Annotated in this window: 17 protein-coding genes; 12 read left to right on the forward strand and 5 right to left on the reverse strand. The window is 65.5% G+C overall.

What is annotated here, in order from left to right; all coding sequences use genetic code 11:
* The first annotated feature begins 268 nt into the window (after nucleotides 1-268).
* Complete coding sequence (locus Pla108_RS18410) at nucleotides 269-898, forward strand: response regulator (RefSeq protein ID WP_146446448.1); 630 nt, start codon at nucleotides 269-271, stop codon at nucleotides 896-898.
* A gap of 87 nt (nucleotides 899-985) precedes the next feature.
* Here Pla108_RS18410 and Pla108_RS18415 read toward each other — a convergent pair whose 3' ends face one another.
* Nucleotides 986-1,309 (reverse strand): hypothetical protein, encoded by a 324-nt coding sequence (locus tag Pla108_RS18415; protein WP_146446449.1) that lies wholly within the window; start codon nucleotides 1,307-1,309, stop codon nucleotides 986-988.
* Between the two features lie 164 nt (nucleotides 1,310-1,473).
* On the reverse strand, nucleotides 1,474-1,926 hold the full coding sequence (locus Pla108_RS18420; RefSeq protein ID WP_146446450.1) for a ferritin-like domain-containing protein: 453 nt from the start codon (nucleotides 1,924-1,926) through the stop codon (nucleotides 1,474-1,476).
* Nucleotides 1,927-2,201: 275 nt separating this feature from the next.
* On the opposite strand from Pla108_RS18420, the gene Pla108_RS18425 reads away from it, so the two are divergent.
* From Pla108_RS18425 to Pla108_RS18455, 7 genes are all read left to right on the forward strand, one after another.
* On the forward strand, nucleotides 2,202-2,741 hold the full coding sequence (locus Pla108_RS18425) for a fasciclin domain-containing protein (RefSeq protein WP_146446451.1): 540 nt from the start codon (nucleotides 2,202-2,204) through the stop codon (nucleotides 2,739-2,741).
* 149 nt (nucleotides 2,742-2,890) lie between these two features.
* Entirely contained in the window at nucleotides 2,891-4,405 is a 1,515-nt protein-coding gene (locus Pla108_RS18430; RefSeq protein WP_146446452.1) for a deoxyribodipyrimidine photolyase, read from the forward strand.
* 86 nt (nucleotides 4,406-4,491) lie between these two features.
* On the forward strand, nucleotides 4,492-6,075 hold the full coding sequence (locus Pla108_RS18435; RefSeq protein WP_146446453.1) for a cryptochrome/photolyase family protein: 1,584 nt from the start codon (nucleotides 4,492-4,494) through the stop codon (nucleotides 6,073-6,075).
* Nucleotides 6,076-6,227: 152 nt separating this feature from the next.
* On the forward strand, nucleotides 6,228-6,866 hold the full coding sequence (locus Pla108_RS18440; RefSeq protein WP_146446454.1) for a peroxiredoxin: 639 nt from the start codon (nucleotides 6,228-6,230) through the stop codon (nucleotides 6,864-6,866).
* A 303-nt stretch (nucleotides 6,867-7,169) separates the two neighbouring features.
* The gene (gene folE / locus Pla108_RS18445) at nucleotides 7,170-7,856 is read left to right on the forward strand and encodes a GTP cyclohydrolase I FolE (RefSeq protein ID WP_146446455.1); all 687 of its coding nucleotides are present in this window, start codon (nucleotides 7,170-7,172) and stop codon (nucleotides 7,854-7,856) included.
* A 98-nt stretch (nucleotides 7,857-7,954) separates the two neighbouring features.
* Nucleotides 7,955-8,434 (forward strand): 6-pyruvoyl trahydropterin synthase family protein, encoded by a 480-nt coding sequence (locus tag Pla108_RS18450; protein ID WP_197526690.1) that lies wholly within the window; start codon nucleotides 7,955-7,957, stop codon nucleotides 8,432-8,434.
* Between the two features lie 7 nt (nucleotides 8,435-8,441).
* A complete protein-coding gene (locus tag Pla108_RS18455; RefSeq protein WP_146446457.1) occupies nucleotides 8,442-9,164 on the forward strand; it encodes a DUF429 domain-containing protein in 723 nt (240 codons plus the stop codon).
* A gap of 19 nt (nucleotides 9,165-9,183) precedes the next feature.
* Here the strand turns inward: Pla108_RS18455 and Pla108_RS18460 are convergent, their stop codons facing one another.
* From Pla108_RS18460 to Pla108_RS18470, 3 genes are all read right to left on the reverse strand, one after another.
* On the reverse strand, nucleotides 9,184-10,086 hold the full coding sequence (locus Pla108_RS18460; protein ID WP_146446458.1) for a hypothetical protein: 903 nt from the start codon (nucleotides 10,084-10,086) through the stop codon (nucleotides 9,184-9,186).
* Between the two features lie 167 nt (nucleotides 10,087-10,253).
* On the reverse strand, nucleotides 10,254-10,805 hold the full coding sequence (locus Pla108_RS18465; protein ID WP_146446459.1) for an AhpC/TSA family protein: 552 nt from the start codon (nucleotides 10,803-10,805) through the stop codon (nucleotides 10,254-10,256).
* A 35-nt stretch (nucleotides 10,806-10,840) separates the two neighbouring features.
* Entirely contained in the window at nucleotides 10,841-11,692 is an 852-nt protein-coding gene (locus tag Pla108_RS18470) for a sigma-70 family RNA polymerase sigma factor (RefSeq protein ID WP_197526691.1), read from the reverse strand.
* A gap of 606 nt (nucleotides 11,693-12,298) precedes the next feature.
* On the opposite strand from Pla108_RS18470, the gene Pla108_RS18475 reads away from it, so the two are divergent.
* The 4 genes from Pla108_RS18475 to recA all read left to right on the forward strand — a co-directional run bounded on the left by Pla108_RS18475 (nucleotide 12,299) and on the right by recA (nucleotide 16,379).
* A complete protein-coding gene (locus Pla108_RS18475; RefSeq protein WP_146446461.1) occupies nucleotides 12,299-13,195 on the forward strand; it encodes a B12-binding domain-containing protein in 897 nt (298 codons plus the stop codon).
* Between the two features lie 108 nt (nucleotides 13,196-13,303).
* Nucleotides 13,304-14,221: a PfkB family carbohydrate kinase gene (locus Pla108_RS18480; RefSeq protein ID WP_146446462.1), complete on the forward strand. Its 918-nt coding sequence runs from the start codon at nucleotides 13,304-13,306 to the stop codon at nucleotides 14,219-14,221.
* Nucleotides 14,222-14,242: 21 nt separating this feature from the next.
* Nucleotides 14,243-14,830 (forward strand): RNA 2',3'-cyclic phosphodiesterase, encoded by a 588-nt coding sequence (gene thpR / locus Pla108_RS18485; protein WP_146446463.1) that lies wholly within the window; start codon nucleotides 14,243-14,245, stop codon nucleotides 14,828-14,830.
* Between the two features lie 403 nt (nucleotides 14,831-15,233).
* Nucleotides 15,234-16,379, forward strand: a complete 1,146-nt coding sequence (recA, locus tag Pla108_RS18490; RefSeq protein ID WP_390616058.1) for a recombinase RecA — start codon at nucleotides 15,234-15,236, stop codon at nucleotides 16,377-16,379.
* The last annotated feature ends 2 nt before the right edge of the window (nucleotides 16,380-16,381 follow it).

The raw sequence follows: 16,381 nt of genomic DNA on the forward strand, positions 1-16,381 counted from the left end.
TCTTGTCGGCGCCGTGGTGAGGCGTCACTAGGCCGAGGAGTATGCCCGAATCGCCCGATACGAGTAAACCTTGCTAGCGTCGAGGTTTTTTGCGATTCGAGCCGGCCCACCCAAGGGACGCCGCCATCGGCTTTTCGGTTCCTTGGCAAGGAACTTGCTTTACCGCAGGCCGAACCTGGGCATAATCGCCAGTGGAACGAGAAGCCCCTCGCGGGGGGCGCCTGGAACGGCTTGCCGAGCGTGTCCCGCCCCGCCCCGCCAAGAATCTATGCCTACCACTGTGCTGCTTGCGGACGACCACCCCGTCGTCCGCGCCGGACTCCGCGCCTGGTTTGCTGACTCACCCATCCAAATTATCGGCGAAGCCGAGGATGGCTCGCAGGCCTACCGGCTCGTGGAAGAGCTGCGTCCCCAGGTGCTGCTGTCCGAAGTCCTGCTCCCTCAGATCGACGGCCTGCAGTGTCTGGGAAGGCTCCGCGACGCCGGCCTCGAGACCCCCTGCTTGTTCTATACGGGACACACGAACCCGACCTACGCGGCGCGGGCCTCGGCCCTCGGCGCGGCGGGCTTCGTCGCCAAGTCGGCCGACCGCGACGAGCTCGCCGCGGCGCTGCAGACCGTCGCCGCCGGCGGCGTCTGCTGGCCGAGCGAATTGGTCCGGCGCCTCAGCGGGCCGATCGCCAACGGCTCGCCCTCCGGCGTCGCCTCGCCATTAACAGCGCGCGAAGACGAGGTGCTCAAACAACTCGCCTTCGGTCTGAGCAACAAGGAGATCGCCCAGGCGTTGGGCATCAGCTACGAGACGGTCAAAGAGCACGTCCAGCACATCCTGCGGAAGCTGAACGTCGCCGACCGAACGCAAGCTGCCGTCTGGGCCGTCCGTCAGGGGCTGGCGTAAAGCGGCTACCAATCAAAAAAAAGGCCGCGACGGGTTCGCCCGTCGCGGCCTTTTTTTTGTTATCCCGAAGTTCGGCTCGACGCCCTTTCAGTAGAGCGGCGTCACGACGGTCGTGTACGGGTAGCGGACACGGGTCACGGTGCCGCCGAGGATCGGTCGGTAACGCCGCGTCACGACCGGCCCGCCAACGACGACAGTCGGGGCCGAAGCGACCACAGCCGGGCCCGGGGCGACGACGACCGGCGAGTAAGCAAAGTAGGGCGTCGCGGGGCGGTAAACCACGGTCGGCGCTGGGTAGACCACCGGAGCGGCCGGCGCGTAGCCGGTCACGTAGACGACCTGGGCCTCTGCCTCGGCGGCGGCGAAGTAACCTATAGCGACAACAGCGGCGGCGATGGTGGCGAGTCGCATGGGGGGACCTCTTCCAAGCGGTGGTGACGGGCGGCTACCGGATCGTTGCACTCCAAGAGCCAGGGAGGCTCGGGGAACGGCGGACCGTATCCCTGAACTGTACTCCGCCGCCGACGCTGGCGCCGCTTGTCGCGATCAGAAAAACCGCCTCGACCCGCCTCCCCTCACCGGTCGTATTCCTTGAGGAAGCCGCGGAACAGCACCAGGTGCTCTTCTTCGTCGCCCATCAGCTGGATCGCGAGGTCCTGGGTGACGTAGTCCTCGCCGTCGGTCGCCTTGACGATCTTTCGGTACTGGGCGACCGCGGCCTCCTCGGCGGCGATCACCGCCTTGATGACCCCGACGACGTCCGTCGTGTCCTCGGGGGGCTGGATCTGGTTGCCGAGCTTTACGCCCGAGGAACCGGGAGCGACGCCCCCTATTTGCTTGATCCGCTTGGCCAGCATCTGGGCGTGGCCGAGCTCTTCGACGATGTCGGCCGCGAGCGACTTCTTGATCTCTTCGGCGCGAACGCCGTCGAGGTTGGTGCTGTTGGCGAGGTAATTCATGACCGTCTCGAGCTCCATGCTGTAGGCGGTCGTCAGCAGCTCGATGACTTCGGCGGGGGAGGCAGCCATTTCAGAGGCCTTGGTGGTTCGCTGTGAAAAAAAGGGGGGACGCGGGCACTGCATCCGCGCGTCGGCAGTTCCCGAAGTGTCCGTCGTCAGCTGGCCGTCGGCAACCGTCCGTTGGCTTCAAAACGACCGCGACGGTCGACCAGCGAGCAAAAAGGCCTATTTCCCTCCGGAGTTGTTGCCACAACCGCTTGCCGCCCTATAGAGCCAGGACAACCCCCCAGCGCACTCGGCCGAGCCTCTCTCGGTCGGTTCTCTCAACCTCAAGGATTTGAATCATGACGAAGACCTTCTTGCTACTTGCTGTCGCTCTTGGATTTGCTGCATCGACCGCCGTCGCTTGCGACACCTGCGGCTGCAAAGACGCCAAGCACGACGAAGCCCACGCCGCCTCGGCCGACCATCAGCACGATATCGTCGACACCGCCGTCGAAGCGGGCGACTTCTCGACGCTCGTCGCCGCGGTGAAGGCCGCTGGCTTGGTCGAGACCCTGAAGGGCGAGGGCCCGTTCACGGTCTTCGCGCCGACCGACGCCGCGTTCGCCAAGATCGACAAGGCCACGCTGAATTCACTGCTGAAGCCCGAGAACAAGGAAAAGCTGGCCGGGATTCTCACGTACCACGTGATTCCCGGTAAGGTTCTCGCCGCCGACGCGGTCAAGCTCGACGGGGAAGAGGTCGAGACCGTCAACGGCGCCAAGGCCGAGATCAAGGTCGACGGTGAAACCGTCTCGATCGGCGGCGCCAAGATCGTCGCTACCGACATCGAGTGCACCAACGGCGTGATCCACGTGATCGACACCGTCATGATGCCGTAAGCCGTTTGAGCGACGTTCTGCTAATCTACCGGCCCTCGGCGACCGTCGCCGAGGGCCGGTTATTTTTGTTGAACCACGAAGGAGCTTAGGACTGGCGCGATGAGAAGCGTTGGTTCCGTCGTTCCATCGTGGTTCCCCTATCTGAAAGCATGGCAAAGATCGACTCGGCCGTTCCCGAAATTCGTCTCCGCTCCGGGCACGGCGAGCGATGGGGCGACGCCAGCGATTCCGGCGCGTATGTCCTGTACTGGATGACCGCGTTCCGCCGCCCCCGGTGGAACTTCTCGCTGGAGCGCGCGGTCGATTGGGCGCGGGCCCTCGACAAGCCGCTAGTTGTTTTCGAGGCCTTTCGGGTCGACTACCACTGGGCGTGCGATCGCTTCCACGCGTTCGTCGTGGCGGGGATGCGGGACAACCGCGACGCCTTCGCCGGAATCGACAGCGTCGCCTACTACCCCTATCTGGAGCCGTCGCCCGGCTCCGCGTCGGGATTGCTCGCCGCGCTCGCCGAGCGGGCGTGCGTCGTCGTGGGCGACGACTTTCCCAGCTTCTTCCTCCCGGCTCAGGCCCGCGCCGCCCGGCGGGCGATCCCCTGCCGGTACGAGCTCGTCGATTCCAACGGCCTCTATCCGATGCGGGCGACCGACAAGGTCTTCAGCCGGGCGTTTGACTTCCGCCGCCAACTCCACAAGGACTTGGCGCCCCACCTGAGCGAACTCCCCAAGCCGGCGCCGCTGCAAGGGACGCGGCTCCCTTCGGCGGCGGGCGTGATCGACTCGGTACAAGCAAAGTGGCGCCCCGTCGGCGACGCCGATCTCGAAGAGCCGGTGCAATTGATCGCATCGCTCCCGATCGATCACAACGTGAAGCCGGTCGAGCGCGAACCGGGGGGCTACCTGGCCGCCGGCGAGGCGCTCGACCGCTTCCTCGGCAAGCGGCTCGAGGGCTACGGCGAGCTCCGCAACCAACCCGAGGAGGACGCCGCCAGCGAGTTGTCGGCTTATCTCCACTGGGGGCACCTCTCGGCCCACGAGACCTTCGCCGCTGTCGCCGAGCACGAGGAGTGGAACCCGTCGCGTCTGGCCAAAAAGCCAACCGGCGCCCGCGAAGGCTGGTGGGGGATGAGTCAAACGGCCGAGGCGTTCCTCGACGAGCTCATCACGTGGCGCGAAGTCGGCTTCAACATGACGAGCAAGCGGTCGGACTACGATCGCTTCGAGTCACTCCCGGAGTGGGCGCAAGACACGCTCGACGAACACGCCGCGGACGAGCGAGAACGGGTCTACACACTCGAAGAGTTCGAGCAGGCCCGCACCCACAACGAGTTGTGGAACGCGGCCCAGCGGCAGTTGGTGCGGGAGGGCCGCATCCACAACTACCTCCGCATGCTGTGGGGAAAGAAGATCCTTCACTGGAGCGAATCGCCGCGCGAAGCGCTGCGAATCATGATCGAGCTCAACAACAAGTACGCGCTCGACGGTCGCAACCCCAACAGCTACTCCGGCATCTTCTGGGTGCTCGGGCGCTACGACCGGGCCTGGGGGCCCGAGCGGCCGATCTTCGGCAAGATCCGCTACATGACCTGCGACAACACGGCCCGCAAGGTGCGCGTCAAGGACTACGTCAAACGCTACGCCGCCGACGCAGAGCGCTCGCTTTTCTGACTAACCACGGAGGACGCGGAGAGCGCGAAGATCAAGGGTGACGCTCGAAGAACTCCGCGCTCTCCGCGTCCTCCGCGGTGAATTTTATGCCGAAGACGAAGACCTTAACGATTGTCCTTGGCGATCAGCTCGATCGGGAGTCGGCGATCTTCGATGACTTCGATCCGCAGCACGACATCATTTGGATGGCCGAGGTCGCGGGCGAGTCGACACACGTCTGGTCGCACAAGGTTCGCACCGCCTTTTTCCTCTCGGCGATGCGGCACTTCCGCGACGAATTGCGCGAAGCAGGGCGCCGCGTCGACTATCGCGAACTCCCCGCCAAGTCGGATGGCCGTACGAAGGTCGGCGGCGAAGAGACCCTCGCGGCGGCGCTCCGCGACGCGATCGATCGGCTCAAGCCAGAACGGCTCGCGGTAGTCCATCCGGGCTACTGGCGGGTGCAGGACGACATGCGCCGCGTCGCCGAGGAAGCGGGCCTTGAACTCGTCGAGCTTGACGACTCGCACTTTTACACGACGCCCGCCGACTTTGCCGCCCACGCCGAGGGCCGCAAGCAAGTGCGGCTCGAGTACTTCTATCGCGAACTGCGAAAACGCTTCAACGTGCTCATGGACGAGGGCGACCCCGTCGGCGGGGCCTGGAACTTTGACAAAGAGAACCGCGGCGCCTTCGGCAAGAAGGGCCCAGGCGCGTTGCGGCAGCCCCGTCGCAGCAACCCCGACAACACGACGCAGGCGGTGGTCGATCTCGTCAACGAGCGCTTCGCCGATCACCCGGGCGAACTCGACGACTTCGACTGGCCCGTCACGGTCGGCGACGCCCGCCGCGCGCTGACCGACTTTGTGAAGCATCGGCTGCCCGATTTCGGGAACTATCAAGACGCGATGTGGACCGACCAGCCTTGGCTCTACCACTCGCGGCTCTCCGCGGCGTTGAACGTGAAGCTGCTCAATCCCCGTGAAGTGGTCGAGGCCGCCGTCGCCGCTTACCACGCTGGCGACGCGCCCCTAGCCGCGGTCGAGGGGTTTGTCCGCCAGATCCTCGGCTGGCGCGAGTACGTCCGGGGCGTCTACTGGAACCACATGCCGGCGTACCTCGACCGGAACACGCTCGGCGCCGACCAACCGCTGCCCGCCTTCTACTGGACCGGCGAAACCGACATGGCGTGTCTCCGCGACGCGGTCGGCCAGACGCTCCGCTACGGCTACGCGCACCACATCCAGCGGCTGATGGTGACGGGGCTGTTCGCGATGCTCCTGGGCGTCGATCCGCGGCGGGTCCACGAGTGGTACCTGGCGGTCTACGTTGACGCCATCGAGTGGGTCGAACTGCCCAACACCCTGGGAATGTCCCAGTACGCCGACGGCGGGCTGATGGCGAGCAAGCCGTACTGTGCAACCGGCAAGTACATCGACCGGATGAGCAACTACTGCGGCGGCTGCGTCTACGACCCCGCCAAGGCGATCGGCGACGAGGCGTGCCCCTTCACGACGCTCTATTGGGACTTCCTGGCCCGCCACCGTGACCGGCTCGCCGGGAACAACCGGATGGCGATGCAGCTCAAGAACCTCGACCGGAAAGCCCCCGACGAGGTCGCGGCGATCCGCCGGCAGGCCGACGCCCTCCGCGAACGGCTGGCCGAAGCACCCGACAAGCCGCGGGCGTAGGCCGCATGGCTCGTATACGGACGGCGCATGGCTGGCGGCACTTGTGAGGCCCCTGTGGGGGTCTATAACTACGGAATCCAAACGCATTTTCCCGCCCGTCGGGCGTTTCCTGCCCCACCGTCTTACCGGCCCACCGTTATAGGAGCTCAGCCATGAGCGATATCGACAGCTACGAGGAATTCGAGCTCCCCCCCGCCTCTCTGGTTCAGCGGGAAGCCCCCGACTTCGCCGCCCAGGCCGTGATGCCCAATGGCGAGTTCAAGGAAGTGAAGCTCTCCGACTACCGCGGCAAGCACGTGCTGTTGTTCTTCTGGCCGCTCGACTTCACGTTCGTCTGCCCGACCGAGATCATCGCCTTCTCCGACGCCGCCGGCGAGTTCGAGAAGCTCGGCGTGCAGATCCTGGGCGTCTCGGTCGACAGCCACTTCACGCACCTCGCCTGGACCAACACGCCGCGCGAGCACGGCGGTATCGGCAAGACCGCCTACCCGCTGGTGGCCGACCTGACCAAAGAGATCGCCGAGTCGTACGGCGTGCTGCTGCCGGGCGGGATCGCCCTGCGGGGGCTGTTCCTGATCGACGAGAAGGGCATTGTCCGCCACCAGGTGGTCAACGACCTGCCGCTCGGCCGCAGCGTCGCCGAGGCGCTCCGTATGGTCGAAGCCCTGCAGTACTTCGAGAAGAATGGCGAGGTCTGCCCCGCCAACTGGAAGTCGGGCGCCGCGACGATCAAGCCGACCGTCAACGACTCGAAGTCGTTCTTCTCGACCGAGTACGCCACCAAGGCGTGAGGCCCCACAGGGGCTTGAAGGCCTCTTCCTCAGGCCGCAAAGTCTTCCCGAGCCCGTCCGCCGGCCTACCGGCGGACGGGCTCGGTCCTTTTCCGCCCCCGTCAGGCCCGACCGGTTGTCTCGGCGGTCCGTTTACCTACAGTTACCTGATCGCAAGCAGGTCGCACCGATCGGGCTCCGACCAGCCCCGCCGCGTCGCCACTCGCTTCCGGCCCTTTCCAAGAAAGGGAGCGGTCCTAATTGACGGGGACTTATCCTCACGGCCAGGCGGCCTGGGTCCCCCAAACACACGGAGACCCCGGCATGTCAGTGGCTTTTGAATCCGGCGCGACAGCCGGCGGACGCCCCTCCTCGAACGGCAATTGCTGTTCGTCTAACCGCATCGAATCGGTGAAGGACTCCACAACACCAACGGGTTCCGACTACCCCAACGTCGACCTCGAGGCGATCAAAGGCGCCGTCCGCACGATCCTCCTCGCCGTCGGCGAGGACCCCGATCGCGAGGGCCTGCTCGAGACCCCGCGGCGCGTCGCGAAGATGTACGCCGAGATGTTCGAGGGGCTCACGAAAGACCCCGGCCGGCACCTCGACGTCACCTTCCCCGAGTCCTACGACGAGATCGTGCTAGTCCGCGACATCCGCTTCACGAGCATGTGCGAGCATCACCTGCTCCCGTTCAGCGGCGTCGCCCACGTGGCGTACCTCCCTAACGGGCGCGTCACGGGCCTCAGCAAGCTGGCCCGCGTCGTCGAAGAGGTCTCGCGGCGACCGCAAGTCCAAGAGCGGATGACGCAGACCGTCGCCGACCTGGTGGAATCGAAGCTCGACTCCGCCGGCGTCGCAGTCGTCGTCCGCGCCGAGCACTCTTGCATGAGCATCCGCGGCGTCAAGAAACACGGCAGCAGCACCGTCACCAGCGCGCTGCGCGGCGTCTTTAAGACGAACCAAGCGAGCCGCGCCGAAGTCATGTCGCTTATCAACAACGGATGAAGCGATTGCGGATTGGGGATTTCGGATTGCGGAATGAATCGCAAGCGAACCTCGGTCTCTCGCCAATCCGCACTCCGCTATCCAAGCTCCGCCGTCCCATGATTATTCAGAAGCAGTACAAGTTCTACGCGGCTCATCGCAACGAAGAGCTGCAGGACAAGTGCCACAACCTGCACGGGCACCGCTACGGACTCGTGTGCCACTTCGAGGTCGAGCGGACCGGCGCGTTGACGACGCTCTTCGGCGACTTCGACGCCAAGATCGAGCCGCACCTCAAGGAGCACTACGATCACGGGATGCTTATCAACCGGACCGACCCCCTCTACGAGACGCTGCAGGACCACGAGCGGCGGACCGGCGAGCGGTTCCGCTTCAAGGTGTTCGACGCCCCGACCACGGTCGAGAACCTGGCGTTCATGCTCTTCAGCGAGATCACCGAGATGGGCTTCCGCCTCGCCCACCTCGAGGTGCGCGAGACCGACTCGTCGGTGATCACCTACTCGCGCGAGGACTGGATCGCCGACAACCGCGACGCCTCGCGGCTGACCGGCCAGCAATCGGCCGGCGCCACCGAATGAGCCGTCGATGACGAGGAATGCCCCGCTGGTCGCCGGCGTCGACGGCTGCCCGCGGGGGTGGGTCGCGGCGGTCGGTCCGCTCCAAGGCGACGCCATCTGGCTATCGGTCGCCAGCTCGTTGCGCGAACTCATCGACTTGCACCCGGGGGTCGTCGCATGGGCGGTCGATATCCCGATCGGGCTGGCCGAAGACGGGCCGCGCGAATGCGACGGGCTCGCCCGGCGGCGGCTCGGACCGCGGCGGGCGGTGAGCGTCTTCTCCGCCCCGCCCCGCTGTGCGGTCGCCGACGTCGATTACCCCGAGGCTTGCCGTCTGGCGGCCGCGGCGAGTGGCAAGAAAATCTCGAAGCAGGCGTGGCATATCGGTCCAAAGATCCGCGAGACACGGTCCCTGCTGATCGCTGAGCCGAGACTCCGCCGCCGGCTCTTTGAGAGCCATCCCGAGCTTTGTTTCCAACGGCTCGCTGGCGGCGCCGCCCTCGGGGAGCCCAAGAAGTCAATCGCCGGCTCCGTCCAGCGACGCCGACTGCTCGCCGAGGCTTTCGGCGCCGAGGCGGTTGATCGTGTCCTCACGCAAGCGGCCGCGAGCCGGCGTGTCGGCGTTGACGATGCGCTCGACGCCATGGCGTGCTGGACCGCCGCAGCCCGCGCCGCGGCGGGAGAAGCCGAATCGCTGCCACCGAAGCCACCGGCCGACGCCGACGGGCTGAGGATGGCGATGGTCTGCTGAGGCGTGCGGCTCTCGAATCTTAGTAATCGAGGTTGGCTCCGAACTCCGGCGTCTCGCCCCGTTCGACTTGATCGGTCCATTCGGACAGCTTCTCGCCACCCATTGCCCAGAACTTGCGGCAGCGCTGGAAGTATTCAAGCACGGTTTCCTTCTCGCCCTGCTCGAGCAGCTCCTTGGCCAACTTCATGTTCGGTCCGAATGAGTTCATCTGCGGCGAACCCTTGCTCTCGGCCGAAGCGAGCAGCCGCCCTTTCGCTTCTTCGACATTGCCGTCGGCGAGGGCGATCCGGCCCAGCACCTGATTCGCGTCTTGAATCGCGTTGCCGTAGTTCCAGTCGCGTTGGTAGAGGGGCGTCATCTTCTCTAACTCGACGGCCAGCTGACGCGCCTCGTCGATCGATCCCTGATCCATCGCGCGCATCGCGGCGGCGCCGAGGGCGTAGAACCGCTCGCGCGGGTTGGTCGCCGCGTCGAGATCGCCCCTGGCCACCCGCATCCCGCGTTTCTCTTCGTCAGTTGACGGTTGTCGATCCGCCATCTCCGGCATCGCCGGCGTGAGAAGGAATCCCAGCGGCGCGATCCTCGGTTGGCCCTCTCGCGCTCGGAGGCGGCCCTTGTGCACCAAGAAACGAATCGAGTCCCCGACCGCGTAGTCGCTCCGGCTGATCGGGTCGGAGACCACGACCTCGCGCCCCTTCCAACTGACGAGGTAAGCGACGAAGCGGTGGCCGTCGTCCTCCGCGGAGAAAACCCGCAGCACGTCGGCCTCCGCCGTTTCGTGTGACGACTCCGTGTCTGACGCCGGGGTCTTTGAGGTCGGGGCTGCGGGCGTCTCCGGCGCCATTGGATTCGCCGATGAACGACCGGGACACAGAGCGACCACAGCGAGAGCGGACAACAACAGTGCGGCGAGGGATCGCATCGAGCACTCCGGCAAGTTTTGTGCGGGGGTGAAGGTCACCGTCTATGGCCGCATCGTAGCGGATATCCGATGGCCCTCGCCATGCTCGCCGATCGCCACGCCCACCGAAACGTCGTGGGCTTATTCGCGATCAGCCCCGATTGCTTCCGATCGCGCACAGACTTCCGCTAGCGCACAGGCCCACTAACGCACAGAGCCGTCGTCGCCTCGGCGACGTAATCGGGGCGTTCCGACGCCGAAGCGAGCGCCCGCTTCCAGACGACGGCGCCGTGGTCGATGAGAGCCATGCCGCCGAGTTGGAACCCATCCCCTTTAAGCGGGCCGACGCCGTGGCGTTCGAGGAGGCATGCACGGAAACCTAGTGAGAACTCCCGCCAGCCGAAGAGCTGACCAAGGCGGCCGCGGGGCAAGCCCAACTCCCGATAGAGCCGGCGCTCGGGGTCGGCGACGTGGGTCACGTCACGGAGGTCGTAGCGCGGGCTAGCTCGTTCAATCGCGTCGTTGGAATCCCCCAGGTGGACAATCGCCAAGCGAGCACCGGCGGCCTTGATGGCCGGCTCCGCCTGTTTGAGGTCCGCCAGGGCTTCGCGATGGAAGGTACAGCCCGCATGGCGGAGCAGCACCAGAAAGACGGGCTGTTGCTGCGACAACTCCGCGAGCGTTTTACCCTCCGTCGTCGTCGGTAGCGTGGCGACCGCCGAGCTCGAGGGGGCGTCCATGAGCAGAGACCTTCGGAAGACGAGGAGGATTCCGCTTAGGTTACCAAACCCTCCAGACGATGCTCAGGCGCCCATTCGCGCAGCTTCTCGAGCGCGCGGTTGGCGAGTTGCCGGACGCGTTCCTTTGAAATACCGAGCCGTTCTCCCAATCGGCTGTAAGACGCCCGCTTGCCGCTGTCGTCGAGCCCGAACCGATAGGTCATGATAAACCGCTCGCGGTCGTCGAGCTGCCCGAGCATCTGTTGAATCGAGCCGCTGAGGTGGTTCCAGGTCGCCTCGGTTAGTTCGCCTTCGTCAGCAGCTTCTTCACCGCAACCGTTGAGATACTCGTCGGATCCCGTCGCGAAGCGCTGGGCGTCTTTCTTACGGCTCATCACGTAGCGGTACAGGTCGCGCCGCACGGCGCAGGTGGCGTAGGTGCTGAAGCGATAGCCGCGGGCGTAGTCAAACTTCTCGACCGAGTGCATCAACGAGGAGAAGCCATGGCTCAACAGGTCGTCGAACGCGTTCCGCGCGTCGGCGAACTTGCGGGCGATCGACATCACCAGGCGCGTGTTGGCCTGGATGAGGTGGTTGCGAATCCGCTCGGCCCGGCAGAGGTACTCCTCGACCTCGGCGACCTTCGCCGCGTCGGGCGACGTCCGCGAAAGCCGTGATCGCAACGCATTCGCGCGGTACTTGCAAAAGTTCATCCGGCGGAAGAGCTCTTGCTCCTCTTCAAACTTCAGCAGCGGCGTCGCGCACATCCGGCCCAGATGGGAGGGGAGCCCCGCCGACGGCGACTCTTCGACGGCGCCACGTCCCAACTCAACCGCCGCGGCGAGGCCCGACAGCTCGGACAGGTTGTCGCGACGGCCTACGAAGCTGCCGTTCGCGATGAACGCCATTTCGGTCTCTAACAAGGCCTCGACACGCCGGGTGAGTCGGGCCTTCGCGGACGCTTCCCGGCGGCGGCTGGATGAGGCGGGCGAGCGGAGGCGTTGGGAAGGTCGTTGGGAAGTTTTCATAGGAGTGGCGCCAGGGCTTTCGAGGCTGGAGGTCCCGCGGCGGAGTTCAAACGGCTCGTTTGCGGCGGCCTTGGTTTTGATGGCTAACGTTTCGTGGCGAATTTGCTTTAGAAGCGGCTCTGACGAGCCTCCTAGGCCAAACGGCGTCGCGGTGGGATGGGAGGAACGACAACGGCAGTGCTGTGAGCCGGCAAGTTTCGTCCGATCCGTCCATAACGTTCATTTCGTTCACTTCAAACCTACCGGCGCCAGACCTCCGCGAGCAACCGTAAAAACGTTCAATTCGTTCATTTCGTTCGAAGAATTAACCACCTACCAATAACGGGGGGGGGGGGATTTCCCGACAACCCGCAGGGAGCGTTGTAGGTCGCCTTCGCAGACAAGGACCTACCCGATGCGGGCCGCCGCGCTAGAGTCGGGCAGTCGGCGGCAATCGGCACGTCCCTCCAACGCACCGCTCGGCCCCGGTGACACGGCGGAACTTACATGCAGGAACTCCTTAGCCCTAAACAAGTTGCGACCTCAATTGGGGTCAGCGAGTCATCGCTAAAGCGATGGTGCGATCAAGGCGTCATCGCGACAGAAAGAACTCCCGGAGGACATCGCCGGATCCAAGTCGGCGCGGTGATTCGCTTCCTCCGCGAGCAGCGGCGTTCCCTCGTACGGCCCGAAGTGCTGGGTCTGCCCGTCGGCGCTGGTCAGGTAATTCGATCGCAGGACAAGGCCAACGAGGCGCTCTTCGACGCCCTCAAGGCGGGCAACCATGAACAAGCCCGGCGGCTCTTCATCGACCTCTACGTCGCGGGAATGAGCGTCGTCCAACTGGGCGACCAAGTTGTTGCTCCCGCGCTCCACCGTCTTGGTGACAGCTGGCAGTGCGGCCAGATCGAGGTCTACCAAGAGCACCGCGCCTGCGAGATACTCAGCCGCGCTCTGTACGAGTTGCGGCTGATGCTGCCGCCACCTTCGCCCTCCGCGCCGATCGCCATCGGCGGCACCCCCCCGGGCGACGACTATCGACTGCCGACGCTCATGGTCGAGTTGGTGCTTGCGGACGAAGGATGGAACGCCGTCTCGCTAGGCAGCAACCTCCCCTTCGGCACGATGGCGGCGGCGGCCGTTCAGCACCGTCCCGACCTCTTCTGGCTCAGCTCGACGCATGTCGCGGACGCCACCGCGCTGCGGGCCGGTATGGCGTCCTTCCTCGCCTCGACACCGGTGTCGATGAAGGTCGTGGTCGGCGGTCAGAAGTCGAACCAGGTCTTTAGCGGCCTGGATCAGGGCGGCCGACTGCTGCACGGCGCCGACTTGGCCGAGCTGCAGCGGATCGCCAGCGGACTGCGGCCGACCGCTGCGGTGTCGAGCCAGCCCGCCCCCGACTGACGGGCACTAGCCAATCCTCCCCCCGGCGGGGACGATCTTCTTACCTTCGCCGCCGCCACGCGTCTGGGCCGGCGTCAATCCGTACTCCCCCGCTAGAGGCTGCTCAGGATGTCGCTGCTCGTCGTTGGTTCGGTCGCTATTGATAACGTCGAAACGCCCTCAGAGCGGCGTGATGACCTGCTCGGTGGCTCGGCGACCCATTTCTCCTATTCTGCCAGCTTCTTCACGCCGGTTCGCTTGGTGGGGGTTGTCGGCGACGACTTCCCGAAGGCGCACACCGATTTGCTCGAAGGCGCCGGCGTCGACACCGAGGGGCTTCAGCGGCGTGCGGGCGGCAAGACGTTCACCTGGACGGGCCGCTACCTGCCCAACATGAACGACCGCGAAACGCTCGACGTGCAGCTCAACGTCTTCGGCGACTTCGACCCGGTCGTGCCCGAGTCGTTCAAAGACGCCCGGCTCGTGTTCCTAGCGAACGGCGTCCCGGCGGTGCAGGCGAAGGTCCTCGCCCAAGCGCCCCACCGCAAGCTCGTGGTCGCCGACACGATGGACCTCTGGATCACCACCCATCGCGCCGACCTCGACGCGTTGATGCATAACCTCGACGGCCTGTTCCTGAATGACAGCGAGGCGAAGCTCCTTACCGGTTGCGAGAACCTCGTCTCGGCGGGCGAGGCGGTGCTCGACATGGGGCCGCGCTTTGTCATCGTCAAGAAGGGCGAACACGGCTCGATGTACTTCGGACGCGACGCCCAGGGAAACCCCGAGTCGTACGTCCTACCGGCCTACCCGACCCGTGAAGTTATCGACCCAACCGGCGCCGGCGACAGCTTCGCGGGCGGCATGATGGGCTATCTGTCCCAGTGCGAACACCTGACCGCGAAAGACCTTAAGACCGCCATGGCGTACGGCACGGTCGTCGCCAGCTTCAATGTCGAAGGCTTTGGCCTCGAGCGGATGACACGGCTGACGCGCGAAGTGATCGACGAGCGCCTCGACGCCTACCGGCGGATGCTTTCGATCTGACGTCAGCCGAGGGAGGCAACGATGGCGAAGACCCGCACTTTCGTCGCGATCGACGCTGACGACGCCGTCCGACGCCGCCTCGCGGCGTTGACGGACCGCCTACGCCCCTACGCGCCCGACGCCAACTGGGTCGAGGAAGAGAACCTCCACCTGACGCTGCTGTTCCTCGGCGACTTGGCGGACGCCGAAGTCGCCGAGGTCTGCCGTCGCACCGAGTGGATCGCCCGGGCCAACCCGCCGTTCACCCTCCGGGTGGCCGGCGTCGGGGCGTTCCCCAATCCGGTCCGGCCACGCGCCCTGTGGGTCGGCGCGACGGACGGGGCCGAGGAGATTTGCCGCCTTCAAGCCGATCTCGACGAGGACCTGACCGAGCTGGCGCCCCGTGGCGAAAACCGGAGCTTCGTCCCCCACTGGACGCTCGCTCGCATGGGCCGCCGGGGGGCTGCGGTATCGCCCCACCTGACCGACGTTCTGGCCGGCCTCGCCGATCACGAGGCGGGGGAGCTGCGTATCGACCAGATCGTCGTCTACTCCAGCGAATTGCGGCCCGGGGGTCCCGATTACTATCCGCTAGCAACCTGCCCGTTGGGGATCCAAGGTAAGGCCTAGGGACCGACTAAGCCGTCGGCGACCTCAGGGGCTAAGCCGTCGACGACCGGAGGGGCTAACCCGTCGGCGACCGCAGGGGGGTAGGAAAGCCGCAGGAAAAGTGTTGCGTGAACAGCCGAACACCGATACAGTGTTCCTGCGTACACTACCCTGGCGGCCGCCGGACTTGGCGGTCGTCCGCTTGCCTTCCGCTCCTTTCCCCCGCATAAAGGGGCCCGGTCGCCGCCGGGCTTAAATCCCGATGGTCGCCACCGCCCAACCGAAGAGCCCGACCCAACCGAAGAGCCCCAACGCCCCGGCGAAGAGCCCGACGACTGCCCCCAAGGGCGTCACCGGCCAATCGAAGGCGCCGGTCACACCGAACAGCTCCGCCGCCTCGCCCGCCCGCCCCAAGACCGACACCATGGCAAAGAAGTCCTCCGCTAAGAAAGGCCCCGATTCCAAACAAAGAAAGGGCCCCAAGTCCGACGCCAAGAAGTCGGTCATGGACCTCGTGCTGGAGAACAGCGACGACCTGCGGCACACCGTCGCCGCGATCGAGAAGCAGTTCGGCGAAGGGGCCATCATGCCCCTCGGCGCCGACTCCGACCGCCGGATCAAGGGCATCTCGACCTCCAGCCTGTCGCTCGACATGGCCCTGGGTGGTCAAGGCATCCCGGAAGGGCGGATCATCGAGATCTTCGGTCCCGAGTCGAGCGGCAAGACGACGCTCGCCCTGCACGTGGTGGCCGAGGCGCAAAAGAAGGGAGGGATCGCCGCGTTCATCGACGCCGAGCACGCCCTCGACCCGAGCTGGGCGAAGAAGCTGGGGGTCGATCTTGAGACGCTGCTCGTCAGCCAGCCCGGCCACGGCGAAGAAGCGATGCACATCACCGAGATGCTCGTCAAAAGCAACGCGGTCGATGTCATCGTCATCGACTCGGTCGCCGCCCTCGTGCCGAAGAAGGAACTCGATGGCGAGATCGGCGATTCGCACGTCGGCCTCCAGGCCCGGCTGATGAGCCAAACGATGCGGAAGCTCACCGGCGCCATCGCCAAGAGCAAGACCTCGGTGATCTTCATCAACCAGATCCGCGAGAAGATCGGCGTCATGTTCGGCAGCCCCGAGACGACCCCCGGCGGCCGGGCCCTCAAGTTCTACTGCTCTTGCCGGATCGACGTGCGGCGCATCGGCCAGCTCAAGGATGGCGAGGAGGTCGTCGGCCAGCGGGTCCGGGCCAAAGTGGTCAAGAACAAAGTGGCGCCCCCTTTCCGCGTCGCCGAGTTCGATATGATGCACAAGGACGGGATCAGCTACGAAGGTGACCTGATCGACCTGGGGACCGAGAAGAAAGTCATCTCCCGCACCGGCGCATGGATCCGGTACGGCGAGATGCAACTCGGCCAGGGGCGTGAAAAGGCCCGGCTGTTCCTCCGTGAGAACCGCGAGATCGCCGACGAGATCCGCGAAAAGCTCCTCGCCACCGGCGGCTTCGACGACTTGCTGAGCATGGTGAAGCCCGACGCCGAAGAAGCCGAAGACGATGGCGATTTAGACGAGTCGCTCTGAAG

Source organism: Botrimarina colliarenosi (genome assembly GCF_007859955.1).
Taxonomy (GTDB): domain Bacteria; phylum Planctomycetota; class Planctomycetia; order Pirellulales; family Lacipirellulaceae; genus Botrimarina; species Botrimarina colliarenosi.

Excerpts from the sequence above, each read along its gene's own strand:
- Pla108_RS18410 (WP_146446448.1), top strand. The coding sequence starts at position 269 with ATGCCTACCACTGTGCTGCTTGCGGACGACCACCCCGTCGTCCGCGCC.
- Pla108_RS18415 (WP_146446449.1), bottom strand. The coding sequence starts at position 1,309 with ATGCGACTCGCCACCATCGCCGCCGCTGTTGTCGCTATAGGTTACTTC.
- Pla108_RS18420 (WP_146446450.1), bottom strand. The coding sequence starts at position 1,926 with ATGGCTGCCTCCCCCGCCGAAGTCATCGAGCTGCTGACGACCGCCTAC.
- Pla108_RS18425 (WP_146446451.1), top strand. The coding sequence starts at position 2,202 with ATGACGAAGACCTTCTTGCTACTTGCTGTCGCTCTTGGATTTGCTGCA.
- Pla108_RS18430 (WP_146446452.1), top strand. The coding sequence starts at position 2,891 with ATGGCAAAGATCGACTCGGCCGTTCCCGAAATTCGTCTCCGCTCCGGG.
- Pla108_RS18435 (WP_146446453.1), top strand. The coding sequence starts at position 4,492 with ATGCCGAAGACGAAGACCTTAACGATTGTCCTTGGCGATCAGCTCGAT.
- Pla108_RS18440 (WP_146446454.1), top strand. The coding sequence starts at position 6,228 with ATGAGCGATATCGACAGCTACGAGGAATTCGAGCTCCCCCCCGCCTCT.
- folE (WP_146446455.1), top strand. The coding sequence starts at position 7,170 with ATGTCAGTGGCTTTTGAATCCGGCGCGACAGCCGGCGGACGCCCCTCC.
- Pla108_RS18450 (WP_197526690.1), top strand. The coding sequence starts at position 7,955 with ATGATTATTCAGAAGCAGTACAAGTTCTACGCGGCTCATCGCAACGAA.
- Pla108_RS18455 (WP_146446457.1), top strand. The coding sequence starts at position 8,442 with ATGACGAGGAATGCCCCGCTGGTCGCCGGCGTCGACGGCTGCCCGCGG.
- Pla108_RS18460 (WP_146446458.1), bottom strand. The coding sequence starts at position 10,086 with ATGCGATCCCTCGCCGCACTGTTGTTGTCCGCTCTCGCTGTGGTCGCT.
- Pla108_RS18465 (WP_146446459.1), bottom strand. The coding sequence starts at position 10,805 with ATGGACGCCCCCTCGAGCTCGGCGGTCGCCACGCTACCGACGACGACG.
- Pla108_RS18470 (WP_197526691.1), bottom strand. The coding sequence starts at position 11,692 with ATGGCGTTCATCGCGAACGGCAGCTTCGTAGGCCGTCGCGACAACCTG.
- Pla108_RS18475 (WP_146446461.1), top strand. The coding sequence starts at position 12,299 with ATGCAGGAACTCCTTAGCCCTAAACAAGTTGCGACCTCAATTGGGGTC.
- Pla108_RS18480 (WP_146446462.1), top strand. The coding sequence starts at position 13,304 with ATGTCGCTGCTCGTCGTTGGTTCGGTCGCTATTGATAACGTCGAAACG.
- thpR (WP_146446463.1), top strand. The coding sequence starts at position 14,243 with ATGGCGAAGACCCGCACTTTCGTCGCGATCGACGCTGACGACGCCGTC.
- recA (WP_390616058.1), top strand. The coding sequence starts at position 15,234 with ATGGCAAAGAAGTCCTCCGCTAAGAAAGGCCCCGATTCCAAACAAAGA.